The organism is Pseudomonas frederiksbergensis, from assembly GCF_000802155.2.
GTDB lineage: Bacteria > Pseudomonadota > Gammaproteobacteria > Pseudomonadales > Pseudomonadaceae > Aquipseudomonas > Aquipseudomonas frederiksbergensis_A.
The window spans coordinates 419527-444766 of the sequence record NZ_JQGJ02000002.1; the positions used below are offsets into that span (position 1 = coordinate 419527).

General features: G+C 59.7%; 29 protein-coding genes. 11 read left to right on the forward strand and 18 right to left on the reverse strand.

Annotated features, from left to right (window positions below):
• Positions 1 to 225: an AbrB/MazE/SpoVT family DNA-binding domain-containing protein gene (locus JZ00_RS04955; RefSeq protein WP_412177660.1), complete on the forward strand. Its 225-nt coding sequence runs from the start codon at positions 1 to 3 to the stop codon at positions 223 to 225.
• Between the two features lie 141 nt (positions 226 to 366).
• On the opposite strand, the gene JZ00_RS31880 is transcribed toward JZ00_RS04955, so the two are convergent.
• The 3 genes from JZ00_RS31880 to JZ00_RS04960 form a co-directional block, all read right to left on the reverse strand.
• A complete protein-coding gene (locus JZ00_RS31880; RefSeq protein ID WP_412177661.1) occupies positions 367 to 507 on the reverse strand; it encodes a hypothetical protein in 141 nt (46 codons plus the stop codon).
• Between the two features lie 16 nt (positions 508 to 523).
• Entirely contained in the window at positions 524 to 616 is a 93-nt protein-coding gene (locus JZ00_RS31885) for a BPSL0761 family protein (protein ID WP_412177658.1), read from the reverse strand.
• A gap of 79 nt (positions 617 to 695) precedes the next feature.
• Positions 696 to 1085 (reverse strand): antitoxin Xre/MbcA/ParS toxin-binding domain-containing protein, encoded by a 390-nt coding sequence (locus tag JZ00_RS04960; protein WP_052742281.1) that lies wholly within the window; start codon positions 1083 to 1085, stop codon positions 696 to 698.
• A 243-nt stretch (positions 1086 to 1328) separates the two neighbouring features.
• Between JZ00_RS04960 and JZ00_RS31375 the strand changes: the two genes are divergently transcribed.
• Complete coding sequence (locus tag JZ00_RS31375; RefSeq protein ID WP_152668401.1) at positions 1329 to 2261, forward strand: HNH endonuclease; 933 nt, start codon at positions 1329 to 1331, stop codon at positions 2259 to 2261.
• Here JZ00_RS31375 and JZ00_RS04970 read toward each other — a convergent pair.
• Positions 2258 to 2806, reverse strand: a complete 549-nt coding sequence (locus JZ00_RS04970) for a 3'-5' exonuclease (RefSeq protein ID WP_039588646.1) — start codon at positions 2804 to 2806, stop codon at positions 2258 to 2260. The two genes, JZ00_RS31375 and JZ00_RS04970, sit on opposite strands and share 4 nt — an antisense overlap.
• Before the next feature lie 94 nt (positions 2807 to 2900).
• Between JZ00_RS04970 and JZ00_RS30735 the strand changes: the two genes are divergently transcribed.
• Positions 2901 to 3617 carry a hypothetical protein gene (locus JZ00_RS30735; RefSeq protein WP_039588647.1) on the forward strand — a complete coding sequence of 239 codons (717 nt, stop codon included), beginning with the start codon at positions 2901 to 2903 and terminating at the stop codon, positions 3615 to 3617.
• A 210-nt stretch (positions 3618 to 3827) separates the two neighbouring features.
• Here the strand turns inward: JZ00_RS30735 and JZ00_RS04985 are convergent, their stop codons facing one another.
• Complete coding sequence (locus JZ00_RS04985) at positions 3828 to 4787, reverse strand: site-specific integrase (RefSeq protein ID WP_039588648.1); 960 nt, start codon at positions 4785 to 4787, stop codon at positions 3828 to 3830.
• A 182-nt stretch (positions 4788 to 4969) separates the two neighbouring features.
• Here JZ00_RS04985 and JZ00_RS04990 point away from each other — a divergent pair, with 182 nt between their 5' ends.
• From JZ00_RS04990 to JZ00_RS05000, 3 genes are read left to right on the forward strand one after another with little or no spacing between them, the layout of a single operon-like run.
• The gene (locus JZ00_RS04990; protein ID WP_039588649.1) at positions 4970 to 5968 is read left to right on the forward strand and encodes a DNA-binding protein; all 999 of its coding nucleotides are present in this window, start codon (positions 4970 to 4972) and stop codon (positions 5966 to 5968) included.
• Between the two features lie 38 nt (positions 5969 to 6006).
• Positions 6007 to 6651 (forward strand): DUF6036 family nucleotidyltransferase, encoded by a 645-nt coding sequence (locus JZ00_RS04995; protein ID WP_039588650.1) that lies wholly within the window; start codon positions 6007 to 6009, stop codon positions 6649 to 6651.
• Complete coding sequence (locus JZ00_RS05000) at positions 6632 to 7111, forward strand: hypothetical protein (protein ID WP_004374702.1); 480 nt, start codon at positions 6632 to 6634, stop codon at positions 7109 to 7111. Before JZ00_RS04995 ends, JZ00_RS05000 begins: the two co-directional genes overlap by 20 nt.
• 629 nt (positions 7112 to 7740) lie before the next feature.
• Here the strand turns inward: JZ00_RS05000 and JZ00_RS05005 are convergent.
• The 4 genes from JZ00_RS05005 to JZ00_RS05020 all read right to left on the reverse strand — a co-directional run bounded on the left by JZ00_RS05005 (position 7741) and on the right by JZ00_RS05020 (position 10685).
• Positions 7741 to 8625 (reverse strand): fumarylacetoacetate hydrolase family protein, encoded by an 885-nt coding sequence (locus JZ00_RS05005; protein WP_014338812.1) that lies wholly within the window; start codon positions 8623 to 8625, stop codon positions 7741 to 7743.
• Position 8626: 1 nt separating this feature from the next.
• Positions 8627 to 9577 carry a 2,3-dihydroxybiphenyl 1,2-dioxygenase gene (locus JZ00_RS05010; protein ID WP_014338811.1) on the reverse strand — a complete coding sequence of 317 codons (951 nt, stop codon included), beginning with the start codon at positions 9575 to 9577 and terminating at the stop codon, positions 8627 to 8629.
• A 61-nt stretch (positions 9578 to 9638) separates the two neighbouring features.
• Positions 9639 to 10397 carry an SDR family NAD(P)-dependent oxidoreductase gene (locus tag JZ00_RS05015; RefSeq protein ID WP_034114552.1) on the reverse strand — a complete coding sequence of 253 codons (759 nt, stop codon included), beginning with the start codon at positions 10395 to 10397 and terminating at the stop codon, positions 9639 to 9641.
• A gap of 51 nt (positions 10398 to 10448) precedes the next feature.
• Positions 10449 to 10685 carry a ferredoxin gene (locus JZ00_RS05020; RefSeq protein WP_014338809.1) on the reverse strand — a complete coding sequence of 79 codons (237 nt, stop codon included), beginning with the start codon at positions 10683 to 10685 and terminating at the stop codon, positions 10449 to 10451.
• A gap of 352 nt (positions 10686 to 11037) precedes the next feature.
• On the opposite strand from JZ00_RS05020, the gene JZ00_RS05025 reads away from it, so the two are divergent.
• The 4 genes from JZ00_RS05025 to JZ00_RS05040 all read left to right on the forward strand — a co-directional run bounded on the left by JZ00_RS05025 (position 11038) and on the right by JZ00_RS05040 (position 14826).
• A complete protein-coding gene (locus tag JZ00_RS05025; RefSeq protein WP_014338808.1) occupies positions 11038 to 12300 on the forward strand; it encodes an MFS transporter in 1263 nt (420 codons plus the stop codon).
• A 33-nt stretch (positions 12301 to 12333) separates the two neighbouring features.
• The gene (locus JZ00_RS05030) at positions 12334 to 12654 is read left to right on the forward strand and encodes a 2Fe-2S iron-sulfur cluster-binding protein (RefSeq protein ID WP_014338807.1); all 321 of its coding nucleotides are present in this window, start codon (positions 12334 to 12336) and stop codon (positions 12652 to 12654) included.
• Between the two features lie 20 nt (positions 12655 to 12674).
• The gene (locus tag JZ00_RS05035) at positions 12675 to 13910 is read left to right on the forward strand and encodes an NAD(P)/FAD-dependent oxidoreductase (protein WP_014338806.1); all 1236 of its coding nucleotides are present in this window, start codon (positions 12675 to 12677) and stop codon (positions 13908 to 13910) included.
• Positions 13911 to 13992: 82 nt separating this feature from the next.
• Complete coding sequence (locus tag JZ00_RS05040; protein ID WP_014338805.1) at positions 13993 to 14826, forward strand: oxidoreductase; 834 nt, start codon at positions 13993 to 13995, stop codon at positions 14824 to 14826.
• Positions 14827 to 14882: 56 nt separating this feature from the next.
• Here the strand turns inward: JZ00_RS05040 and JZ00_RS05045 are convergent, their stop codons facing one another.
• From JZ00_RS05045 to JZ00_RS05065, 5 genes are all read right to left on the reverse strand, one after another.
• The gene (locus tag JZ00_RS05045; protein ID WP_014338804.1) at positions 14883 to 15233 is read right to left on the reverse strand and encodes a nuclear transport factor 2 family protein; all 351 of its coding nucleotides are present in this window, start codon (positions 15231 to 15233) and stop codon (positions 14883 to 14885) included.
• A 23-nt stretch (positions 15234 to 15256) separates the two neighbouring features.
• On the reverse strand, positions 15257 to 16558 hold the full coding sequence (locus JZ00_RS05050; RefSeq protein WP_014338803.1) for an MFS transporter: 1302 nt from the start codon (positions 16556 to 16558) through the stop codon (positions 15257 to 15259).
• A 45-nt stretch (positions 16559 to 16603) separates the two neighbouring features.
• The gene (locus tag JZ00_RS05055; RefSeq protein ID WP_014338802.1) at positions 16604 to 17392 is read right to left on the reverse strand and encodes an SDR family NAD(P)-dependent oxidoreductase; all 789 of its coding nucleotides are present in this window, start codon (positions 17390 to 17392) and stop codon (positions 16604 to 16606) included.
• 87 nt (positions 17393 to 17479) lie between these two features.
• A complete protein-coding gene (locus JZ00_RS05060) occupies positions 17480 to 18511 on the reverse strand; it encodes a hypothetical protein (RefSeq protein WP_014338801.1) in 1032 nt (343 codons plus the stop codon).
• Between the two features lie 50 nt (positions 18512 to 18561).
• On the reverse strand, positions 18562 to 19839 hold the full coding sequence (locus JZ00_RS05065) for a cytochrome P450 (RefSeq protein ID WP_014338800.1): 1278 nt from the start codon (positions 19837 to 19839) through the stop codon (positions 18562 to 18564).
• Between the two features lie 182 nt (positions 19840 to 20021).
• Between JZ00_RS05065 and JZ00_RS05070 the strand changes: the two genes are divergently transcribed.
• Positions 20022 to 20687, forward strand: a complete 666-nt coding sequence (locus tag JZ00_RS05070) for a TetR/AcrR family transcriptional regulator (RefSeq protein WP_014338799.1) — start codon at positions 20022 to 20024, stop codon at positions 20685 to 20687.
• A gap of 179 nt (positions 20688 to 20866) precedes the next feature.
• On the opposite strand, the gene JZ00_RS05075 is transcribed toward JZ00_RS05070, so the two are convergent.
• From JZ00_RS05075 to JZ00_RS05090, 4 genes are all read right to left on the reverse strand, one after another.
• On the reverse strand, positions 20867 to 22471 hold the full coding sequence (locus JZ00_RS05075; RefSeq protein WP_039588651.1) for a phytoene desaturase family protein: 1605 nt from the start codon (positions 22469 to 22471) through the stop codon (positions 20867 to 20869).
• 90 nt (positions 22472 to 22561) lie between these two features.
• Entirely contained in the window at positions 22562 to 23383 is an 822-nt protein-coding gene (locus tag JZ00_RS05080; RefSeq protein ID WP_014338797.1) for an SDR family NAD(P)-dependent oxidoreductase, read from the reverse strand.
• Between the two features lie 32 nt (positions 23384 to 23415).
• Positions 23416 to 24234, reverse strand: a complete 819-nt coding sequence (locus JZ00_RS05085) for an enoyl-CoA hydratase/isomerase family protein (protein ID WP_014338796.1) — start codon at positions 24232 to 24234, stop codon at positions 23416 to 23418.
• A complete protein-coding gene (locus JZ00_RS05090; protein WP_014338795.1) occupies positions 24231 to 25202 on the reverse strand; it encodes a VOC family protein in 972 nt (323 codons plus the stop codon). Before JZ00_RS05090 ends, JZ00_RS05085 begins: the two co-directional genes overlap by 4 nt.
• Between the last annotated feature and the right edge of the window lie 38 nt (positions 25203 to 25240).

Consider the following 25240-nt stretch of genomic DNA (forward strand, 5'->3'; position numbering starts at 1 on the left):
ATGCAGTTGGTCATCGAAGACTGGGATGGCGACGGAGCTATTCGCATTCACGACGAGGTGCTCCAAGAGCTCGGTGTCGACGTCGGGGACAGCCTTTTCCTCATTGAGGAGTATGTCGGTACCGCCCGCTGTTTTGTGCTCAGTAAGTCGCCACAGATCCCAGATCGGGTAGATGAGCTTGTGAGCACCTGGGAAGCCTCCGTTCCAAAGCCCCCAGTAAAATGAATTGGTTTTGCAATCCCCTGCAGCTACTCTATGTCTGCAGCCCAAGAGCTTCCTCTCCCGGGCGCTGTACCGGTGATGAAACTTGGTTCGAGGCGGCCTCTAAGGCCGCCTTTATCATTTCTGCCCCGCCGAGCGCTATACCTAGCCTGTAATCGAGGAACTGAAGACTGGTCCCATAGCCCCCAGAGGCAAGGTCTCCGACTGCTCTTCTATTTGCCCCGCCAGAAACACATCGTCCTGTGTAGGGAAGTGCCGCAAAAGGAACTTGGCATCTCGCCGCACCTTCTCAGGCAGTCTGCTATCGGCTATCTCGGGACAGTTCAACGAGAAAATCTCGAGTCATTATTACCGCGCGAGAGCGCTCGTTCGGCATTGTCATTTCTGTCTCCATTGAAACCACTACTCCTCAGGCAGCATACGCCTGGGTTCGTGAAGGCCCAAAGCCCCAAGATATAAGAGCAGCGGCTCAGTCAGACCGGCAGTCCGTACTCAATGGCGAGCAACACCTGGCGTACAGCTCGACCACCGACCTCGGTGCTCAGCAGAGAAACGGGTTGCACATTTCCTAGCGCAATATTTGGCGACGTGAGCCAGCGAGTCGCTGCGGCTTGATCTGACCCCAAGGCGTTCATCAGCACGTCGACAAGATTCGCCAGTCGACAAAACGCATCGCCTTCTGCTGGCGTCATGCGGGAAGCCTCTGGAGCAATGCCGATCCAGTCTGCCACGACGCAGGACTCAATCCCCAGCTCCTCCGCCAAGAGAGTGGTTAGCTCGACTTGGAGTCCTGCCATGGTCGCTTGATACAGGCTCTTTTGGCTTTGGGGCAGCCCAAGTCGTTCAATAAGACTTTTCATCATGGCAACCTCTGGTCGTGATGTTGGCACCAGTCCCGACACTGGTGCTGGTTAATTCATGGGCCGCCCTAGCGCTGCATGTGGGGGTTCATTTGTGCGCTGAAACTGCTCGCAGACCGGAGGTCTTAAGCGAAGCAGCCTTATTTGAGCTGCTTCGCTTCAGCCCCCTTGAATTCTGGCTTGATGGCCTCATTTGATCTTAAAGAGCCAGTACGTATCTGGGATCCAGATGCCCAAGGAGGGCAAGTGGAAAAACAAGAAAAGTCTAAGCCTGCCAACGGGCGGTACGATACCGATAATGAGACGAAGCGCATCGTCTGGATCCAATCAGCTGGTCATTGCGAGCTCTGTGGCACGGACCTCACGTACGATTATCGTGCAGGAAAGCCCATGAAATGGGGCGAGGTAGCCCACATCCTGCCAGCCAGCCCGAAGGGGCCAAGGGGGCGAGATGATCATGATGAGGCTAAGGCCGAGTCGCTCACCAACGATACCGCTAACCTCATGCTGCTCTGCCCTGGCTGCCATGAAAAAATAGATCGCGATGCTGATGGCTACCCAGAAAGCGATCTGAGCGGCCTGCACCAGGCGTATTTGGAGCGAATCCGGTTGGCCGCAACCACGCCTGACGGCGGCAGAGCCATTCCGGTGATAGTGCAAAGTCAGCATTTCGCGACGATCAACGACATCCCTGTTCGTGATCTGTTGGGGGCAATGTCCGGGGTGGACACGCATCTGTTGGTATCGCAGGACGTTGCGAATCTGTTGGAGCGCTATCGGCAGAGGCGCTTCGATGTGGAGCGTGGGGGACAGCTATTTGTTGACCCCGCAAGCGCTGCCGGACTGGTACTTGCCTTGGCGACTCCCCCCCATCGAGATGATCGGGCTGGAAGAGCTTGGCTAGAGTTGAATGCCCACCGCTGCAGAGATGAAATTGAACGAGCCAATGCTGCCGGGCTCCGACTGGTGGGGTACTGGCATACTCACCCGCAAAGCATTCCTATGATCTCCCCCACGGATGTCGGGAGTTTTTCCAGGTTTGCAGCGCGCTACACGCAAGATCTGCCGCACCCGCTGGCAATCATCGTGGGCAACTCCAGCAGCCCTGAAGGCATAAAGGCTTGGTCCTTCAGGGAGGGGCGTTATGTTGAAGCTGCATGGGGTAACTGGCCAGGTTAGCGGTTATGTGCTTCTGCCAGCATGAGAGCAAAAAGCTCCGCCTGAAATCGTGCGTCGTCCAACGCGTTATGGCTGGGTGCGCTTTGAGGCTTGAGCCGAGCTGTCATCTGCGAGGATTTAGTTTCCTTCCAGCGGCAGCCGGTAACCCCCATGTAATACGCCTTCATGTCGAGTGCGGTGAACCCAAAGGGGTTCCCCCCAGAATACTTATGGAAGTAGTAGTTGATGAACGACCAGTCAAACGGGGCATTCAGCCCCACGAAAACGACTTTCTGATCTGCCGAACATAGCTGGTTCAACCATTGTTCCAGCTTGAGCATCGCCGTCTGTGGGGCTAGTCCTTCGTTTTCGAGCTTGGTGAGGGCAAGGCCAGTTACGGCGACAGCCTCCGGATCGTGCTGTAGGCCGTCTGGCTGGAGCTCGAGATAGATTGACTGAGCGGGCTCTGAGACGACGCAAGCGCCGATGGAAAGCAGGCTATAGATGCCCGGTACTGGCCCGGAAGTTTCTACGTCGACGGAAACATAAAGCTCATCGCTCACCATTTCACCCCTTTATTTAGTCCGACCCATTCGGACAGTATGCGGTGAGCTGCATAAGCCGAACACCCACCCCCGCCCCAATGGAGACTTCAGCGTCATGGACAACGCTCGTGATCGTATTACCCAGGAAATTGTTGAGGCCGAAGACCTTAAACTGCTGGCGGCAGTGGATACCTATGGCTACCAATGCCCTGGCTGCCAAACTCAGGCCTTCCCGCGTTCCTACCGCCCGGAGAACTTGGTTCGGGCTCACTTTCAACTGCGTGACCCTCACGTCTCAGGTTGTGAGGTGGAGGGCGAAACCAAGGTTATAGCGCAGGGCAAGCGCGGCAGTGTTCAGCAGGAGTTGGAGACCTCGCCAGGTTTATCGCCCGCCCGGCTGCAGCTAATTGAAGACCGTACCATCGTCGATCCTGCGCTTCCTCACACCGAGTCTCAAACACAGAGCGTCAGGCGGTCGGATGGAGCCACTGGCCTGGTGCGCCGAGAGGGACGACGCGCAGCAAACAGTATTCGTCCTATCTGCCGTGCTTTTTTGCGCTTCCCCTTCGATAGGCATCTTTCCTTAGCTATTCCGGGTATTGCCCCAACGACCTATCAGACCGCCTTCAAGAAACTTCGGTCGAAAGAGTTGGAGCCATGTCCTAATGCGCGCGTTTTCTATGGAGAGCTGGCCTGGACGCCAGCCGCTGAATCGCCCGAACACTTGACCATTTCACTCAACGCGGGCGAATGGGAAGAGAAAAAACTAACGCCTTACCAGGCGGTCGTCCTTTGGAGAGAGTGGTCAGCAGCGGCGGGCGCGGGCGACTGAAAAATGAGCTGGAAATAGCCCGCCAAGAGAACATAAAAGCCAAAAAAGACAAGCAGGCATCCCGCAGTTACCTCTTCTTTGTGGGTGCCCAGGATGCCAAGAACCCTGCAATTTTCCATGTGCTGGATCATCGACTCATTTGCACCGCACATGACGAGCTGGTGTTCCCAGTGCGCAGCTAGGTGCAGATCGGGGCAGCGGAAGGCGGTCTTATGGCAATCCCTCGGGCCAGTTTGAGATGTGTTGTAGCGCACTCAGCTGCCCAGGGAACACTCCTGTGCTCTCGACATAACGCAATGCAGATTGACCATCGCTCCAGCCTACGTACTGCATCAGCGCTTTGAGATCCCAGCCGCTGCGGGTGGCCCAGGTGGCAAAACCGCGGCGCAGCGAGTGGCTACTGTACAGCTCAGCAGGCAGCCCTGCCGCCTGCAGGACAGCGCGCATGAGTGGGACAACGCTATTTGGGTGCAAACCCTGCTCACTTAAGTGCCCCCAGCGATCAACTCCACGGAAGACCGGACCACGCGCAATGCTCGCCAGGCTAATCCAGTCGACGTAGGCCTGTACCGGGCACAGCCTGGCCAACGCCGGTGCGCTAAAGGTCTGGCCTTGGTTGTCCCGGTCACCTTTGCTCCAGGGTAGGAACAGTTGCATGCCCTCCCCGGGCCTTACCTGGATGTGCTCGACCTGCAGGCGGCACAACTCATCACTGCGGAACGCCCGCCAGAAGCCAATCAGGACCAGTGCACGGTCGCGGCAACAGCGCAGCAACCGCGGCCAGTCGTCCTCCGCTCGTGCTCTCCCCTCGGCCTGCTCCAACCACAGCACGCACTGCTCGAGCTGGCGCAGCTGCAAGGGTTCGGCCTGCTTCTCCTGACGCGGATGCAGCGTACGGATGCCTTTGAGGACCTGACGGACCAGTGGGGTCTTGGTTGGATCCGGAAAACCCTGGCTGACATGCCACTGCGCCAGGGCTGCCAGGCGCAGCTTGAGCGTGTTGCTGGACAGCGTGGCGGCGTGGTCGACCAGGTAGCGCACGATGGCATCACTGGTCGCCGGCAAGAAGCCACCCCAAGTCACCTCGAAGTGCTCGAGCGCCTGCTGGTAGCTGCGCCGCGTGTTGGCGCGGGTGCCGGCCTGCAGGTACCGCTCGATGTCCTGGCTCATCTGGGCCTATCCCCCTGGTGTACCGGTGAGCGACTGGCAAACGACGAAAAAGCCGCTTCACCTTGGATAATTCGTGATTACCCAATTCTAGAATACGAAGAGAATAGATAGGAAATTTTTGATAAAGTGCTATGTATTTACATGGTACGTACCACAGAACGAAATCGTCAGGAGTCCCACTTATGGCCCGCGGTGGCATCAACAAAGCTGTCGTGCAGAAAGCCAGGAATGCCCTCCTCGCCCGCGGCATTCACCCCAGTATTGATGCGGTGCGCATCGAGCTGGGCAATACCGGTTCAAAGACCACCATTCACCGCTACCTGAAAGAGCTTGAAGACGCCGAGCGCGGCCGGGATGCGGCCGTGATCCCGCTCAGCGAACAGTTGGCCAATCTGGTCAGCCAACTGGCAGATCAGCTTGAGGAGGAGACGCAGGCCGCCGTGGCCCAGGAGCGCGAACAACTGGCCCGCGAACGGCTCGATTTCCAGCATCGGTTTCGACAGGCCGAAAGCCGCATCCAACAACTGGAAGGCCAGACCGCGCTCGACGCGGAACGACTTCAGGCCACTCATCACGAGTTGCAGCAGGCACGCGAGCAACGGCAACAGGCCGAGATCGAGAACGCCCGCCTACAGCAGGCTAATCGTGACCTCGAGGAGCGGCACAAGGATCGCGACGCACAGATCCACTCGCTGGAGGAAAAACACCGACATGCGCGCGACACCCTGGAGCACTACCGACAGGCCAGCAAGGAACAGCGTGAGCAGGAACAACGCCGACACGAGTCGCAGGTACAACAACTGCAACTAGAACTGCGGCAACTGCAGCAGACCTTGATAATCAAGCAGGACGAACTGACGCAACTGAACCGCGACAATGCACGCTTGCTCACCGAGGCGCGGCAGTTGCAAAAAGAGCGACATGCACAGCAACAGCTAGTGGCGCAGAAAACTCAGACCCTGGAGGCCCTGCAGAGCACGCTGGCCGGCTCCGAACGCACGAATAAAGCCCTTGATCAGCGTTGTCGCACATTGCAGGAGGAGGTGTCCCGGCTGAGCGAAGCCTCCGCGCTTCAGGCGCAGCAGGCGCAGGGCCTGCAGGAGCGCTTGGTCGAAGCCACTACACAGCTGAAGCTACTCGGGGCGCCGCTTGCGAACAGCGATGGCGCATGTAACACATGAACCGGCACACTGAGCCTAAGCGCTGAGCGGAGGTGAAGATGACACTACTTGAGACTGCCAATGAGGGGGCTGCTGAACCTGTCCGGCTGACTACGCCACTGGGCCAGGCCATTGGTAATCTGTTCGCCCGGGCCTTGCCGCTACTGGATGGCAATCCGCCAGGCTCGCTCAAAGTCTTAATCTTCGGCGGCTGCGCGGTGCACCTGCTCACCCATGCGCGTGGTAGTGCGGACGTCGATGCGGAGATCGAGGCGGCCCGTGTGCTGCGTAAGGACGAGATCATGGCCGTCTACACACCGCCAGAGGGTTATGAGGACAGCGACGGCCGCGACTTGCAGGTGTACCTGGACCAGAACTACACCAATGCCCTCGGGCCACTGCACGAGGACTACCGCGAGCGCGCCATCCCCATGGAGGGTTTCGAGGGTGAGCAGCCGCTGCATATCTTCGTTGCCGCCGGCGTGGATCTGGCCATCTCCAAGCTTGGCCGCTTTACGCAAAACGATCAATCTGATATCGAACAGCTCATCGAATGTGGCCGTGTCGATGTCGGCCAGTTTGTTACACTGGCAACAGAGGCAATCGATTATGCCGTGGGCAACCGAAGCGCAATGCTAAGCTGCCTGAAACTGGTCACAGCGAAGTACCTGGAGGATGGGCGAGATGCCACGTCTGGATCGTAAACAAAGCTTTGGCACGCTTCTGGAGACTGTCACCCAGCAGCGTCTTAGCCAAGTTGCGTCCGATGCTCTTGTGGAACTCGCCAAGCAGTTGTGGTACGAAGAGCGCGACCTCGTGCCGGTACTGCAGCGTGAAGTGGCAGGCAAGCTGCGCGAGCCTGAACAGAAGTTGCGTGCCCTCTATCTCGTCGACCTGCTGCGTCGCTTTCCCTGTGTATCAACGGACAAAGCCGCGCGCCTAAAAGGCTTTGTCAGCAGTTGGTCGAACCTGAAACCAGCAGAACGCTCACCTCGTGCGACCCAGCTTGTCTCTCGCTACCAACTCGACAAGCTGGCCTATGAATGGGGGCTTGAAGAGGACGTCAGCAAGCAGATGCAGGATGTCCTGGCTTTCCAAACCCGCCATTACGCCGCCACCCAGGGCGTGAAGACGGGCTATTCAGAGCCAACGCCCGTCAGCTAGCAGCAGGGCACGGCAAAATGGACGCGGAATGGCCAATTCAACAAATGACGACCAACGACTCGCTGATCTAACACGCGAGGCATTAGCCGACGTGAGCGAGGGTTTGGTGATCGATCACGCATTGGTCGAGACCTGGGCTCAGAGCCTTGATACCGACACCCCGGTGCCTTTGCCAACTCCAGATCGGCCTACTTAATTCGCAGCAGGCCGAACTGATCCTCAGCGGTATCTGGCTGAAGCCATTACGCTAAGCGCGCCTTCGCTTGAGCAGGACTTCCATTCTGTTCGTTTAAATACAGCAAGTTACAGAACGAATGCACTAATTTTTGCCTCATCTCGGCAACCCCCTGATTCCCCCCCTTACCTCGGCATAACTTCAATCAGGCGTTCAGAGCCGATTCTATAATTGACTATAAAATCCTATAAAGCCCATCCTGAGTAACTTAGCGACGCTAGAAAGATATTTAAATACAATCAGTTGCAGCGCGTATGTCCTAATTTTCCTTTATCTCGGCATGACCCCGTAAAGGCACCAGTTTTGCGCACCGTTGCGCCGTCGCGCCTTACCTACAGCGTACACGGCGATCAAATTCATCGCGCTCTGGCGCCGTCACTTGGTACAGGATCTTTCACTTATCCAGCGGCAGGCCCAGTCGCCCGACCGCACGGGCGGGGCTGAGCGGGCGTGGCGCAGCAATGGTATTGCGCAGTCGGCCGATGCCTTCGATTTCGGCCTCGACGCGGTCACCCGGGCGCAAAAAGCGCCCGCTTTCCAGCCCCACGCCGTGGGTGGAACCGGTAAACACCAGGTCACCCGGGCGCAGGCTGATGCGCGCATCCAAATAATTGAGCAACTCGTCCAAGGGAAAAATCATCTGCCGGGTATTGTCCTGCTGGCGCAACTCATCGTTGACGCTCAGGCGCATCTCCAGAGCCGGTTGCCCCCTGACGGCCACTTCGTCCGTGGTCACGATCCAGGGACCTACCGGCGTGGTGCGATCCATGGCTTTCTGCGTCAACAGGTCCAGGCGACCAATCTGCTTGCCGGCATCCCGAGCACTGATGTCATTGCCCACCGTGTACCCCAGCAGGCAATCGCTGGCATGGGGTTCATCCAGCAACGGTCGGCCCACCACGGCGACCAGTTCGACCTCATAGTCAAGTTGGGCGGTTAAGGGTGAGTAGTCGATATCGTCATCGGCACCGACCAGCGCCGACCCAGGCTTCATGTAGGCCAGCGGGTGCGCCGGCGCATCACTGCCCAGGCGCTTGAGATGACTGAGGTAGTTGAGGCCCACACCAAAGACGCGGCTGCCCGGCTCCAAGGGCGCGAGCAGGCGCGCGGCTGACAACGGCAACCATTGGCCTGCCAGGTCCAGGGCGTCTATCGCAAGATCCGCGCACAGCCCGACCCAGTGGGAAAACGGCGCGTTAATCCGCCGCAAATGCTCGGTTTGCCCATCCAACAGTGCCCAGAACGCCTGCCCAGCGACTTCGACCCGCGCCAGACGCATATCAGCGCTTGGCCAGGTACGTCGGCAGGTACTCGGCATCGAGCACTTCTTCCGGCGTCTTGACGCTGGGACCGAGAATCGGGCCAACCATTTCGTGGCCCCACAGGCTGAGTTTTTCCGGGTTCAACTCATAGGGATCGCCTTGCCATGGCTCGATTTCAGCAATGGTCTCGAAGGCAAAACCGGACGGATTGAAATGGTAGAACGACAGGTGCGGGTCCTGGGCATGTTGGCCGAGGGTCATCATCATCGGCAGCCCACGCTGGCGCACGATGTCGTAGGTTTCCCCGACATCCCGCACATTGCGCACGAACAGCCCGACATGCTGCACCCCCATGCGTCCCGGCCCATGGCCATAGGCAATATCATGGCTGGTGTGATGGTTGAGTTTGGAGCGGAAGAAACCGGTTCGCCCTTTGCCCGCACCCGCGCCATACCAACTGAAGCCCATCACGTTGAGCAGAAAGTCTTCCAGTTCCGGGGTGTAGTCCGGGGTGATCAGCACCACATGGCCCGCGCCCCGTTCGTCAGCCAGGAAACCACTGTGGGGACGCCCTGGCTGGAACGAGCGCGGCAGCCATTTCTGCCCGTAAAACAGTTCGTGCTGATACCCCACGGGGTCGCGGAAGCGCACCAATTCGCGCACACCGCGCTTTTCACACAATTGGGCGTCGCCACGGCTGTAGTCGACATTCGCCGCCGCCAGCTTCCTGATGCCCTCTTCGAACGCCATGCGCCCCACCGCTTCCCAGCCGATGTAGGCAATTCGGTCTACCTTGCCTGGATGAAAAGCGAAGCGATGGCGTCGATCGTCGATTTTGAAGTACAGCGACTCCGGGTCACTCTCGGGATTCTTGCCGATACCAAAGCCCATTACCTGCGGGCCGTACTCACGCCACGCCTCGAGATTGGGGGTTTCGAAGCCCATGTAACCGATACCGATGATGTCCACGTTATTCACCTTTTTATTGTTCGAGATGAAAGGTGCCTGCGGCACCCGCCCTGACGCCGCGCTAGACAGCCAGCAACCCACCGTCGATGACGAAGTCTGAACCGGTGATGAATGAGGCCTCATCCGAAGCGACAAATACCGCCATGGCCACCACTTCCTCAGGCTCGCCGGGGCGATCCATCAATACGCCGTCCAGCAGCATGGCGCGAATCTTCGGGTCTTCCAGAAACGGCCGGGTACCCGGGGTGGCGACAAATCCCGGACTCAAGCTGACCGCACGGATGCCGAACGGGGCGCCCTCCACCGCCAGCTGGCGAGTGAACGACACCACGGCCCCCTTTGCTGCCGAGTGGGCGCTGATGCCGGCGACTTTCGAGCCGCCCCAGGCTGCGGTGGACGATACGTTGATGATCACCCCGCGCTGCTCGGCCAGGTGGGGCCAGGCATACTTGGTGGTATAGAACAGCAGGTCGATTTCATTGCGCATGGTGTACTGCCAATCCTCGATCGACAGTTCGCTGACCAGTCCGAAACGAGCGGCGGAAGCATTGTTGTAGAGAATGTCGATGCGCCCATGTTCGGCGACGGCGGCATCGATCCAGGCCTGGGCCTGTTCATGATCGCCCAGGTCCACAGGCGCCGAGCCATACAGGGTATGGCCCTCGGCCCGCAGCAAGGCCGCCGTCTCCTCATGACCTTCGGCAACCACGTCGCAACCAACCACGATTGCGCCTTCGCGGGCAAAACGCAGCGCCGCCGCCCGGCCCTGGCCACCACCGGTACCGGTGATCAACGCCACTTTGTCTTGTAAACGTCCCATCAGCACACCCTCACCTCTGTGGTTATCACATTGCGGCAAACGTTCATGCCGTCAAACGGCTTCGTTTTCCGAGGTGATGGGTTCAAGCCAGATCGCCTCGGCGGGACAGGCGGCAGCGCCCTCACGGGCCTCCTCCTCCAACTCCGGGGGGATATGGGCGTCGTCGAAATACACCAGGCCATCGGCATCGAGCTTGTACAGGCTGGGGCAAATCGCGGCACATAAACCATAACCACAGCAGCGGCTACGGTCTACCACGGCTTTGAATTGCGCTTTTTCTGAACTCATTTTTTTCTCCTTATCAGGTTCAGCCTCGGCAAATTATGAACACTATTTTATTTTATGTGCAATTAATATTTGGCACGGCTATGCTGGCAGTCACCTGGGACGATCGCCGTGCCAGACAAAGATCCATGTGGGCGAACTTGCTCGCTCCCAGAGGCCCAGATTGGTCCGAAGGAGGCCCCCACGCAGGGAATTCGTTTGTCTATAAGTCAGATGGTTGGGCTGGACAAAGCGGAATTTTTGATTTTATTCTGAATAAAAAACCAGATTCTGTTCAAAGAATCTGCTGAGGGTGGATTCATTTCCCCCTTGTAGCAATGCTTGGCTCAACAAAACCTATAAGGAAGCCAACCCCATGCACCCGTCTACAAACCAAGCCGCAATCGATCCGCGCGAATTTCGACAGAGCTGGAAAATTCTCATTTTGTCCGTCGCCGGTGTTGCCATCAGCATCAATGCCGCCCTGCTCTATGGCTTCGGCACATTGGTCGTGCCGCTCGGCGATGCCTTTGGCTGGAGCAGAAGCGAGCTGCAGGCCTGCATCACCTTTCTGTTTGGCGGCGCCGTGGTGTCACTGCAACTGGTGGGTTGGTTCAACCTGCGCTATGGCATGAAGCGCGTCACGGTCATTTCCCTGCTGTTGTTGTCACTCGGCTACCTGGCGACAACCCAACTGACCCAATCGATCTGGTCGATGTACATCGCCTTTGCAGTGCTGCCGATCGTGGGCATGGGCGCACTGGCGGTGACCTGGACACAACTGTTGAGCCTTTGGTTTGACCGCAATCGCGGCCTGGCATTGGCCATCGGCCTGTCCGGCACCGGTCTCACCGCCGCCACTATTCCCCGGTTGATGGCATGGGGGATCGAACAATGGGACTGGCGCGCGGCCTTCGTGATTCTCGCCCTGCTCAACCTGCTGGTTTTGTTGCCTCTGATTCTGCTGTGGTTCAAGCTGCCCGCTGCGGCGGGTAGCCAAGACGACGGCCATGCACTGGAGCGATTGCCCGGCATGGGCTTTCGTGAGGGTATGGGCTCGCTGAAGTTCTGGACCTGCAACCTGGCGCTCAGCCTGGTGATTTCTTCGATCGTTGGCATGGTCACGAGCACCGTGCCCATGCTGCAATCCAGGGGGTTGTCCGCTGCGGATGCCGCCACCATTTTCAGCGGTTTTGGTATTTCGCTGATCTTCGGCCGGATGTTGATCGGCTATCTGCTCGATCGCCTGTGGCCACCGGCGGTGTCCGCGCTCAGCCTGGTGTTGCCCGCCGTCGGTTGTTTTATCTACCTGAGCCCCACCGCTGAATTTGCGCCGCTGATGCTGGCTGCCGTACTGATCGGCTTTGGCGCCGGGGCAGAATTCGATATTGCCGCCTTTTTGATTGCCCGCTACTTCGGCCTGCGCGAGTACGGTCGTCTGTTTGGCGTCCATCAGGGCTTGAATACCGTGGCTTCGGCGCTGGCGCCATTGCTTTTCGCCTACCTGCTGGCACGTACTGGTTCGTACACGGCAATGCTGGTGTACAGCGCCGCCTGTTGCCTGGTCGGTCCGCTGCTTTTACTGACCCTGGGACGCGTACCACGCTTCAATGCGCAACCACTTCCCAGCCAATCCTGAGCCCTCCCCCCACAACAAGAACCGGAGCAGAACATGCCCACATTGACGTTTATCGAACACAACGGCACCACCCATCAGGTCAAGGGCGACATCGGCCAATCGGTGATGCAAGCCGCGACCTTCGCCTCGGTGCCCGGTATTTCCGCCGACTGCGGTGGCGCCTGCAGTTGCGCTACTTGCCATACCTACGTGGACGAGGCCTGGCTGGGCAAGGTGCAAGCACCGCAAGGCATGGAAAGCGACATGCTCGAGTACGCCTTCGAACGCCGCGACAACAGCCGCTTGAGCTGCCAGTTGATCATCAGCCAAGAAATGGACGGCATGGTGCTGCACCTGCCGTCGTCGCAATTCTGAATGCACTTGAAGGAGCTCTCATGACCCTCGCCTCAGTCGTTATCGTCGGTGCCGGCCAGGCCGGCTTTCAGGTCGCTGCCTCCCTGCGTCAGGAAGGCTATGACGGGCGCATTACCCTGATCGGCGATGAACCAGGCCTGCCCTATCAGCGACCGCCGCTGTCCAAGGCCTATCTGCTCGGCAAAATCCAGGCGACCAATCTGCTGTTTCGCCCGGCGGACTTTTACGCCACCCAGCGTATTGAACTGCTACATGACCAGGTCAGCGCCATTGACCGCCAGAACCAACGGGTGATCCTGGCCTCGGGTGCGGCTGTCAGTTATGACCATCTGGTGTTGGCCACCGGTGCGCACAACCGTCCCCTGCCGGTTCCCGGCGCAGAGTTGGCGCAAGTGTTCGGTATCAAGACCAAAGCCGATGCCGATGCCCTGGCGCCGCTCGCGAAAGCAGCGCGCAACGTGGTGGTGATTGGGGCCGGGTTTATCGGCCTGGAGTTCGCGGCAGTGGCCGCTGCCTTGGGCGCCAGCGTGCACGTGTTGGAGCTGGGTGAGCGCCCCATGGCCCGTGCCGTGTCGCGGGAGATGTCTGCAGTGTTTCGCCAGGCCCATGAAGCCTGGGGCGTGCATTTTGACTTCCGCCAGGGCTTGAGCCGCATCGATGGCGACAACGGCAAGGTGTGCGCGGTGCAAACCGGTGACGGACGTGTCCTGCCCGCTGACCTGGTGGTCTTTGGTATCGGCGTGATCCCCAACGCGCAACTGGCGACCGAAGCAGGCCTGGACATCGAGAACGGCATCAAGGTAGACGCCAGCCTCCTGACTTCTGACCCGCGAATCTCCGCGGTGGGCGACGTCGCCAGTTTCCCTTGCCAGCAGAACGATGAACAACATACCCGCCTCGAGTCGGTGCAGAACGCCGTCGACCAGGCCCGCGCGGTCGTCGCGCGCTTGATGGGCAAGCCGGCGCCTTACAGCGCCCTGCCCTGGTTCTGGACCGATCAGGGGGACTTGAAGCTGCAGATTGCCGGGCTCTCCAATGGCTACGACAGCACCGTTGTCCTCGGCTCCGTCGACGAGAAACAAGTCTCTGTGCTGTGTTTCCGCAATGACCGCCTGGTGGCCGTGGAGTCTTGCAACCGCATGGGTGATCACATGGCCGCGCGCAAGATCCTCGCCCGCGCGCCCAAGCTGACGGCTGTCGAAGCCGCCGCTGACGGTTTCGACCTGAAGGCCTGGGAAGTGGCCAATCGCGACTGAGCACTGCGGACCTGTAAACCCGCAGCCGCGCCCGCCCCAAAGCTGACGCGGCTTTTTTTTGCACAATGCCTGGAGCGATGCGATGAACAAAGTCTGGTTTATTACCGGTGCGGCCCGAGGCCTGGGTGCCGCCATTGCCAAGGCCGCGCTGACCGACGGCGACCGTGTGGTGGTCAGCGGCAGGCGCACCGACGCGCTGGAAAATGTCTTCGCCGAGTATGGCGAGCGCGTGCTGGCAGTGGCCCTGGATGTGACCGATGAAGCCCAGGCGCTTGCCGCCGCAGAGAAGGCCGTTGCGCGTTTTGGCCGAATTGATGTGCTGGTCAACAATGCCGGCTACGGGCAACTGGGGCCCTTTGAAGACAATTTCGCCAGCGACGCCGACAAGCAGTTCGCGACCAACGTGTTTGGTGTGTTCAACGTCTGCCGTGCCGTCTTACCCATCATGCGCCAGCAACGCAGCGGCCATATATTCAATCTGTCCTCGATGGGCGGCCTGGTGGGCATGGGCGGTGCGGCGCTGTATTGCGCGTCGAAATTTGCCGTGGAAGGTTTTTCCGAATCACTGGCCCTGGAGGTGGCGCCGTTCGGTATCAAGGTCACGCTGGTGGAACCCGGCGTTTTCCGTACCGACTTTCTCGACGCCAGTTCAGCGGTCTTCGGTGCAGGTGGGCTAGAGGATTACGCAACATTCACCGCCAAGGTCAAAAGCGCTTCGGCCGCCTACAACCACCGGCAAACCGGCAGCCCGACGAAACTGGGCAGCGCGCTGGTACAGCTGGCCAACAGTGCGCAGCCACCGTTGCGTTACCTGGCAGGCTCCGACGCTTATCAGCAAGTCCGCGACAAGCTCGACAAGATGCTCGCGCAAATCGAGCAGTGGCGGCCGCTGACCTGCTCCACCGATGGCGAATAACCGCAGGTGCGCATAGCCTTTCTTGACAAAAGCTGCACGCACCAGGGCGTCCACGGTTACTGGTTGATGAAATAACGCACAGACAACTTGCCGTCTTCGAATCGGTACAACTCGATCGTCTCGATGCCACCTTGCTGCTCGCGAAAGGCGTTCAGGTGATGACAGGCCGCCTCATTGCCATTGACGATGCACTGGCGCACCTCCACGCGAATCTTCGGCTGCTGTAGCGCCCACATGCCTTCCAACACCTGCCAGGCATCATGCAGGGGTTTGCCGACATATTCGATACTCAAGCCATTGGCCGAGACGCTGCGGTAATGGGCGAAAAAACCCTCTTTGTCGCCTTTATTCCAGCAGTCGATCTGGCCGTGCAGGAAGTGCTCGATTGCTTGTTTGTCCATGCTCATATCAGGTTCATCCTCAGGTGGGGTCAGGCGTGTTGTCCTTGCTGCGGGTTTTGTTGACGGGCCAGGAATGCCGGCTCCATCTTCAACCACAACAGAATGATCGGACCGATGATGGCGCAACAGAAACAGCACACCAGCACCGCCGAATAACTGCCGTACACGTCATAAAGATGACCGAACAGCATGGGCACCAGCCCGGAGACGATGGTAATCAGGCACAGGTGCAAACCAAAGATTCGCGCGTAGTCCTTCAGGCCGAAATAGCGGGCCATCAGGAAGGCCGCCAGATCGAATTCAGCCCCGGCACTGGCGCCAATGCACAGGGTGGCAAGGACCAGCAACGAGGTGTTCTGCGCCCCGCCCAAGAGGAAGATCGCACAACCCAGCGCCGGTAGCGCCAGGCTCACGGCCGCGACCACCGAAGGTGAATAGCGATCCAGCAGATAGCCCACCAACAAACGTCCGCCGATGATGGAAATACCAAAGCTGCTGAAAATCTGACTGGCCTGCTGGGGGCTCAAGCCCTTGCTTTGCAGCATCGGCACGAGGTTGGTGACCATGCCGACGGTCAACGACACCGACAATATCAACGCGACGTTGAAGCCCCAGTACATCCCTGAGCGCAAGGCTTGTCTGAACGACATGCCAGTCAGTTGCGCAAGCGCTTTCTGAGGCGTGGCATCAGCACTGGCGAGCGGTGCCGGCATGCGTAACCACATCAATGACAAAGGCAGGGTAAACAGCATCGGCATCGCCGCCAACGCAATGAACCCGGCCTGCCAGCCGTAGGCGGCAATCAACCGCGACAACAGCGGCGGCAGAATCATCGCCATCAAGCCGGTGCCACACAGGATCACGGCCAGCGCCAACCCACGATTACGCTCGAACCACAGGTTGACCAGTTGTGTCCAGGTAATCGCAATGGTGCCGGCGCAGATGATCGGCATGATGAAGAATGCCAGGTACAACCAGCCAATCGAGCCCTGGATCCGGGTGATGGCCAGGTAACCGACGATCTGCAGCACCATCGAAACAATCGCCACTCGGCGCAATCCGTAACGGCGATACAACCCACCCACCAACTGCGTGGAAATCGCCACACCAGCAAACAGAAAGGTGATCGAGGCCTGCAAGTCGCCACGACTCCAGCCGAACGCCTGCTCCAGCGGAATCACCAGGGTGCCGAAGGAATACAGCAACGCAGCGGAAATGCTCGTGCAGATGCCAAACAACCCCAGCAGGACAATGTGCCAGCCACGCTTGAACTCGGAGAAATCATTGCCGGCGTGGGCCGAGGTGGTGCTGTTGCGTGTATTTGTAGTCATGACCTGACTCCCAGCGCGGCCCGCCATTGCGGACGCGCGACATGATTAGTGGCCCTTGAGGATTTCTTCGACTTTGGGCAGCGCGACCATGGTGGCGCCTCCATCCACCAGCAGCGAGGTGCCAGTGATGTAGGAGGCCTCGTTGGAGGTCAGAAACAGTACGGCATTGGCAATGTCGGCGGACTCACCCAAACGCCCCACGGGAAAATGTGCCGCGAGTTTATGCGGCAGTTCATTGCCCAGGGTTTCCAGCATATGGTCAGTGCCGATCAGCCCGGGCTCGACAACATTGACCAGAATATTCATGGCGCCGAACTCCACCGCCAAGCCACGAGCGAAGGCGTTCATAAAGGCTTTGCTGGAGCTATAGGCAATCAGTCGAGGCGTATATTTGCGGTTGGCTTCGCCGGAGGAGATGAATATCAACCGGCCTTTATCGACCGCCCGGGACAGGTAAAAGGCGCTGTCCTTGGCCAGCCAGAACAACGACTGGATGTTGCTGCGCACGATGTGATCGAAGGTGTCATCGGCCATGTCGGCGATCAATCCGTGGCTCGTATCGGCCGCGCAATGCACCACGATATCCAGGCCGCCAAAACGCTCCACGCCACCTTCCACCATCGACTTGATCGCCTCGCGGTCGGCGATGTCGCCACCGACCAGACAGGCCTCACCGCCCAGGGCCTTGATCTGGCTGATCGTTTCTTCGCCGTATCGAGCGGTGCGTGCCGATACGACCACCTTGGCGCCCTCGCGGGCATAGGCCAGGGCAATGGCACGGCCCATGCCTCGACCGGCACCGGTGACCAGCACGACTTTGTCACGGAATTTCATTGCGGTTCCTCATTGTTGTTATTAGAAGAGGCTTTTGACGCAGCGCGCGCGCCGGGTAACCCATCGCAACCCGGCGCACCCGACCGACTACAGGTCCTTGCCTGGAACGTTACGGGCCGAGCCGTTACGTCGGTCCGATTCGCCCCAGCCCAGCCAGTGCGAAGGCTCACGGGTATCGCCCACCCGACGCCAGCGTCCTTCCTGCTGCGCCGTGATCGGGAAGCCACCGACGAAGTCGATCATCTCCCCCTTCTCGTCGGGCAGGAACTCCCACTCTTCCTGGCCTTCCAGGACAATTTTGGCCGACTTCAGGAAGTAACTGCCGTCCTTGTGCACGGTTTGCCCTTCGATATCGGTGGTGACCCGTACCTCGCCCTTTTCATTGTTGAAAATGGCGTAGCCCAAGTGGTCGTGACCGACCATGAAGGAACCGGTGTCCCAGCTGCCGTCTTTGTAAACGGTGACAAAGGACCACCAGATCACGTGCTTGTTGTTGTTCACCACCAGGTCTTTCTTGAAGTGAATAGCGCCGCCTTCGGCCATGTAGAACTGGTCCAGCGCCATGGCACCTTTCACCGCCCGCCCCTCGCAGACACCGGCGATGTCCCACAACTGCGAAACGTAGAAGGTGCCCCAGTCCACACCCGGCAAGTACCACTGCAGTCCCGGGCCGAGCAGACGCCCTTCCAGGTGAAACAGGCCTTCTTCCTTCCAGGTCAGGCGCTCGCTGCTGGCCGTGATTTCCCAACCATTACCGGGCTCACCCGGTTGGCTGGCCCAGCGTGCGACATCGCCTTCCAGGCTGTGCACGGGCAACGGCGTCAGGGCCTGCCGGGCCATTTTTTCGTGGTCCATGCGCAGGTTGACGTTGTCGACGTGGTTGTTCAGGTAGAAGAACTTGGTCGGGTTCGGGGTGCCATTGGGCGCCATCAGCGAACGCACGAATGAATAGATGTTGCCTTGTTCATCGCGTACCGACCCGAACGGGGAACTCTTGCTCAGGTGCAGCCCGAAGAAACCGCGTTCGGCGGACATCGAAGCCCCCGTGACCTTGTGCGGCCCGACCAGTTGTTGAAAGCCAAAATCACCGCGTTCCGGAATGGTCTTGAACGTTCTCATAATGCCCTCTGTTGTTTTTGTTGAGGCCTGGAGATGGCTCTTAGGCGTGGTTAGTCCCAGATCACCGGAAGCTTGGACACGCCGCGCAGTTGCGCCCCGCCGATCTGCGGGACAGGCTCGCTCGGGTCGAGGCGCAAATTGGGGAATAGATCGAGGATCGCGTTGACCGCGCAGCTGATTTCCACCTTGGCTACGAATTGACCGATGCACATGTGCGGGCCAAAGCCAAAACCAAAGGAGGGTTTTGGCTTGCGATCGATGTCGAATACATCGGGGTTTTCAAAAGCGTCTTCGTCGCGGTTGGCGGACACCACCATGCACTGGACAAACGAACCCTTGGGAATCTTCACGCCGTGAAACTCCACTTCTTTGGCGGTTTCACGCACCTTGAAGGTGGCGACCGGCTCGAAGCGGGTGGTTTCGTCCATCAGTTTACCGATCAGCGAGCGGTCGGCCTTGACGCGCTCCAGCAGGCCGGGCGTGGTCAGTAGCAAGGTCATCACCGAGCCGAACATGCGCGTGGTGGTTTCGCCAGCGGCCGGCAACAACGAGCGGGTGAAGGTGATCACTTCATGGTCATCCAGCGTGCGCCCTTCGTATTCGGCACGCAGCAAACGCCCGATCACATCATCGCCCTGGCTACCCTCGGCACGGCGTTGCACCACGACCTCGGCCAGCGCGTCGTACAGCCCTTTGACGGCGATGCCGGCCTGGCGGCGCGCTTCAGCCATTTTGCTCGGGTCAATCTGGTTGCCGCCGACAATGGCCAAGGCCCAGGCGGCGTATTGCTTGTACTTGGAGGGGTCATCCGAAGGGAAGCCCATCAAGGCGTACATGATGCGAATCGGCAGTTCGAGGCCGAACTTCATCAAGTCGGCCTTCTTCGCTGGCAGCATCGGCCGGATGTATTCTTCGCGAATCACTTGATCGATCTGCGGGCGCCATTTGTTCACGGTCTCCGGCATGAATGCCGGTTGCAGCAAGGCGCGGACCTTGCGGTGTTCGTCACCGTCCATGGCAAGAATGATCAGGCCATCGAAGAACGCGCCCAGACCTTCGGCAATGAATCCACTGGTGTAGGTCGCACCGTCGCGCAGGACGGTCATCACATCCTGGTACTTGAACAAGGCGAAGGTCGGGCGAGTGCCCTGCTGGGTCCCGGCATTGGTCGGAACGCCGAACTGGGTGATGAAGTCGCCTTCATAGATGGGCGATTTCAGCCGTTGCTCGCGGCACACCGCGTGAATATCCAGGTCGGTGCCGCGGTACATTTGCGATACGGCAGAATAAGCGGTTGCCAGGTCCAGTGCCGCGCTGTCGTTGTTCATCAGGGTCTCCCGTCTTGTTTTTATGGCTCTTGCACACCAAGATTGCCCGGCTGCTAACCTATGGTATGCGCTTGCATCCATACCGGTGGCCGGCTTCGTTTGACTTAGGGTCAAACGAAGGCCCACGGGAAAATGCTTCAAAGTATCAATAGCCTGCCCCATGCAGGCATGAGGAGTACGAGGTGGCGGTGAAGGCAGGAGAAGGTGGCGAACAGGGCAAGCGCAATACGATGAATCGCCTGCTCGCTGCTGCGCGCATGGAGTTCGCCAAAAAGGGCCTGGCCGGTGCGCGAGTGGAAGAAATTGCCCGGGATGCGGGCGTCACCAAGCAGTTGGTCTACCACTACTACAAGTCCAAGGAAGGGCTGTTTGTAGCGGTACTGGATGAGTCTTCGGACAACATCATGTCCGAGCTGGTCAACCTCAATGTCGAAGCGCTTCCACCACCGGAAGCGATGCGCGTCGTGCTCAACCATTTCTTCGATCAGTACCGCCTGGACCCCTTCCTTGGCAGCCTGGCGCTGGAGGGCATCCGCTACCACGATACCCACGAAACACCCCGTAACCATTTCCTGGAAATGGCGCCGAAACTGATCGCCAAACTCGACGCGATTCTGCTGCGCGGCGCTGCCAATGGTGATTTCCGTGGGGGTATCAACCCGCGCCTTTTGCTGGCCAGTGCATCTTTGGTGACCACTGGCTGGTTCACCAACCGCTATTCGATGTCGGCACTCGCCGGGTTGGACACCGACTCGGCCCAAGGCATGGCCATCTGGCGTCAGTACTCGGCGGACTTTGTCCTGGCGAGTATTTCACTGGGGGCAGAAAAGAACGCCGACAGCGTTTAAGGCTGTCGGCGCGTTTTCGCGAGCAGGCTCGCTCCCACAGGTTTACCCGCGTTACCTGAACATGATCTCTTTGTGGGAGCGAGCCTGCTCGCGAAGGGGCAAGCACTTGCACCATCATCGCCGCCTGACACACCACCTTCGCGAGCAGGCTCGCTCCCACAGGTTTATCTGTCGACGGTTCAGTTGCCTTTTTTACTCAGGTACTTGCTCACCCGCCTGGCCGCCAGCCGGCCGGCCATGCCATTGACTCCGCCGCCCGGGTGAATGCCGGCACTGCCCAAATACAATCCCGCCACCAGCAAGGTATCGCCTCCCAAGCCGTATGCCGGGCGCATGGTACTCGAGCGCATCGAGGTGGTGTCGATATGCACCACGCAGCCATTCACGGTGTTCAGGCGTTCGGTAAAGTCCGGGGCGGCCTCGATGCGTCGGCCAATCACTTGCCCTTCGATACCCTCGATATAGTCGTACAACTGTTCCTGCACCTGGTCGGCCACTCGCTCACGCAACGCGTCCCAGCCTTCGTTGGGGTTCACCGGCATCACGGGCGGGTAGATGTACAACACATCCTGGCCGGCTGGCGCCTGGGAGGGATCCGCGGCGCTTGGTGCGGCCACGGTGATATAGGGCAATTTGGGGACCTCGCCACGGGCGCAGGCGGCGAAGTTTTCCAGCACGGCCTCTTCGGTGCCGATCAACATCACGGTCTTGCGCAGATCCACACCGTCGCCGCGCGCGGCAGCGAAACGTGGCAGGGAAATCTGCCCACGCAAGGCGACATCCACTTTGAGCGGTCCCGAGCCCTTGCCGTTGGCCGGCGCCATGGCGATGCGGGTCAGCAGGTGTTGCGGGATCTCGCCGCGGGTGACCATGTCCAGCGCTGGCTTGGGATGACAACCGGCAATGACTGCACGGGCCGTGAACTCGCGACCGTCGGCCAGCTTCACGCCTTTGACCTGACCTTGCCTGGCGACGATTTCACTGACGCTGGCCGATACCAGCACCTGGCCGCCCAACTCTTCCAATCGAGCCTGCATGGCATTGCTCAACTGCTGCATACCCCCCATCACCCGGCCCACGCCAAAACGATGGAGGAAACCGAGCAAGGCGTAATAGATGCCACCGCCATCGGCGCTGATATCGCCCGCCAGGCCGGTGAGTGCGCACATCGCAGAAAGGGTCACCGGATGCTCGAAGCGCTCACGGGCCGCCTGCAACGCAGAGCCCGTCATCAGCGCCATCAGCTCGGGTTTCAAGGCTTTGTGCTTAAGCGCGGTGCCGAGCATTTTCAGCTTCACGCCCAGGTTGGTTTTCGCCGGGTCGACCCGCATCATCGGCAGCGCGATATCGAGGAACATGTCGATGACCTTCATGAACTGAAGAAACGCCTCGGCGTCCTTGCTGCTGAAGCGGCGTATCTCGGCAGCGGTTTTCTCACGGTCACGCCAGAAAATCAGCGACTGCCCATCCGGGTGGAGGTAGACATACCCCGGCGCGAGCTCCACCGATTTGAAGCCGTGGCGCTCCAGTCCCAATTCCAGCGGCACATGGGAATGCACACGCATCGACATCATGTCCAAGGCACAGGGGTGTACCAGATGCTGCGGCGCTTCGGGTATCAGGTAGCCAGACGAGGCCATCCCGCCAACCTTGTCCAACGCCTCAAGGACCAACACTTTTTTGCCTTCCATGCCCAAGTAACAGCCCGCTGACAGGCCGTTGGTACCCCCACCGACCACGATTACATCGAAATCAGTGTTTCTCTCAATTTGGTTCTGGTTCATTACAGGCTTCCAATGTCGAAATACAAGCACGGCGGCTGTAGCGGCGAAGATCAGCCTCGGCGCACTGCGTAGAGGGCGCCGAGGCAAGCGTTACATGCCGGTGCGGCCCATCTGCGCAAAGAGCGCGCGCATCGCCACCAGGGATGGCGTGTGGCTGCTGAAACCACCGTCGGCGACCAGTGTGGTGCCGGTGACAAAGGCGGATTCATCACTGGCCAGGAATGCCACGACATCGGCGATCTGCCGGGGTGTGCCCAGCTCGGCGGTGCAGTGGTTGTCGCGCAGAATGTCGAGCACCGGTTCAGGCATGGCGTGCTCCGAAGGCGCCAGGCCGATCTGCACGGCGTTACCACGAATACCTTGCTTGCCGTACTGCGAAGCCACCATGCGCGGCAGCATCATCAGCCCCGCCTTGGAGGTGGCGTAGCCGGTCAGGGACATATCGCCCTGCATGCCCAGGCCTGAAGTGGCAAAGATAATCGAGCCCTTGCCGTTCTCCAGCATGACCGGGATCACATGCTTGGTGCACAGCACCGCGCCCCGCAAGTTGACGGCGATGGCGCGATCCCAGGCCTGCATATCGAGGTTGACGAAGTCACGGTCCAACTGACGTTGCTCGGCATTCAGGATCGCCGCGTTGTTGTGCAGGATGTCGACACGGCCAAAACGCTGTTTCACCTGGGCGACCATCGCCCGCACGTCGTCTTCCGAGGACACGTCCGTAGCGATCGCCAAGGCTTGATGACCCGCAGCCAGCAGCGACTCGGCAACGGCCGTCGCGCCCTCGAAGTTGATATCGACCACTGCGATACTTGCACCATGCGACGCCAGTACCCGGGCGCACTCAGCGCCCAGGCCGCCACCGGAACCGGTAATAATGGCCACTCGCCCTGCCAGTTTTCCTGTGCTCATGTCCTGTTCCTTATTGTTTTTTGGGTGACGCTTTACTCGCCGGTAAAGCGCGGTTCGCGCCGCTCGCTGAACGCCTGGGCCGCTTCGCGGGCATCCTTGGTCGGGGCCAGCAAGGCGAACAGATCGAGCTCCAAGTCCAGGCCGCGCTTGAGATCCATGTCCAGCGCCGCCCGGGCCGCCTGTTTGACAAAGGCCGACGCGGTGGGTGGTTTGCTGGCGATGCGCTGAGCAAAGGCCCGTACTTCGTCCAGCAGGCTGGCGTTGTCACTGGCCAGGCGGCTGACCAGGCCAATGCGCTGCGCGTGTTCGGCACCCACCCGGTCACCGGTAAGCAACATGTCCAATGCCTGACCCGGCGCCACCACACGGGAAAGTCGTTGCGTGCCGCCGCCACCGGGAATCAGGCCCAGGCCGGTTTCCGGCAGGGCGAACACGGCATCGGGCGCGGCGAAACGGATGTCACACGCCAATACCAGCTCCAGCCCACCGCCCATGCAGTAGCCATGGATGGCGGCAATCACGGGTTTGCCGATGCCATCCAGCGCTTCGATCCAGCGCACCTTTTCCATGCGCTGGCGCACTTGCAGGCTCGACTCCGGACCGCGACGTTCCTTGATATCGGCGCCCGCACAAAAGCCTCGCTCGCCTTCCCCGCGAATCACGATCACACGAATTTCCGGGTCTTGTTGCAACAACGCCAATGCTTGCGGCACGCCCTGGCGAATGTCGTCGTTGATGGCGTTGATCTGCCGGGGCCGGGTCAGTACCACCCAGCCCACCATGGCCTCCCGCTCCAGGCGCACGGCATCGTTGATCAGCACGCAAGACGGCTGGTTCTGCGCCGGGCTCATGCAGAGCACTCCTCGAACTCGAAGACTTGGCCATCGAGTTCCTGCGGATCGACCTTGATCAACGCACGGCCACCCACGGCCGCCGAGGATTCGATCCACTGGAACCGAGTGCCGCGCGCTCGCAAGTCCTCGGCTTTGGCGGCCAGGTCGTTGACACCGATGCGGATGTAGTACGGACCCGGGCCCCAATTATTGACGTAGTGGCCGGCGTCGGTGTTCCAGTAGGTAGCCTCGAGCACATCGAGGGTGGCGCTGTTGGGCACTGTGAAGCCCATCCGCGCACGGCGGTAACCTTCACTACCGATGGTCTCTACCGGGCCGCTCGGCTCCCAGTCGAGGTTGGTCGATACCTTGCGCAGGGTTTCATCGAGGTCGCGTACCAGGAAGCCACGGGCGGTGACGCGCACCATGTCGCCGGGCTTGAGATCGCGCGGTTGCATCGGTGGCAGCTGGTAGGTTTCCGGCGGCATCTGCAAAGGCTCGGTCGGCATGATTTCAATGCACAAGCCGCCGTCCACGGAGGGTTGGTAATACGGTTGCTCGGGGGTCGCCCCCAGCCATAGGCGATCGAACGGCATTTCCGGGGTGCGCTGCGCCATGCGGAATGGCAAGCGACGACGCATCAGTTTGTCCACCAGCGCGTCGAACTTGTCCCCATGCAGCGCCAGCACGATGGAGTGGGTAAGCATGGGCCGGTGGTGGCCCTGGAAATCCTTGAGGCTTTCCAGGAAATCATGAAACAGCGGGTCACCGGGGTTCGGCCGATCCAGGTGCCACTGCGGTTCGATGCGCGTCGGCGACACCGCCAGGGATTTGTGTACCCGCAGAAAATGCGCGATGTACGGGTGATTATCGAACGCCTGGCGCCAGCGCTCGTGTTTGTAGATCCCGAGCTTGTCGACCAACATTTGCGTCATGCCGTCCGGGTCTGGAACCATCATGTCGGCACTCATCAATAACTCGAACATCTTTATCTCCTTGCAATTGCCAGCCAGGGCCTGGGCCC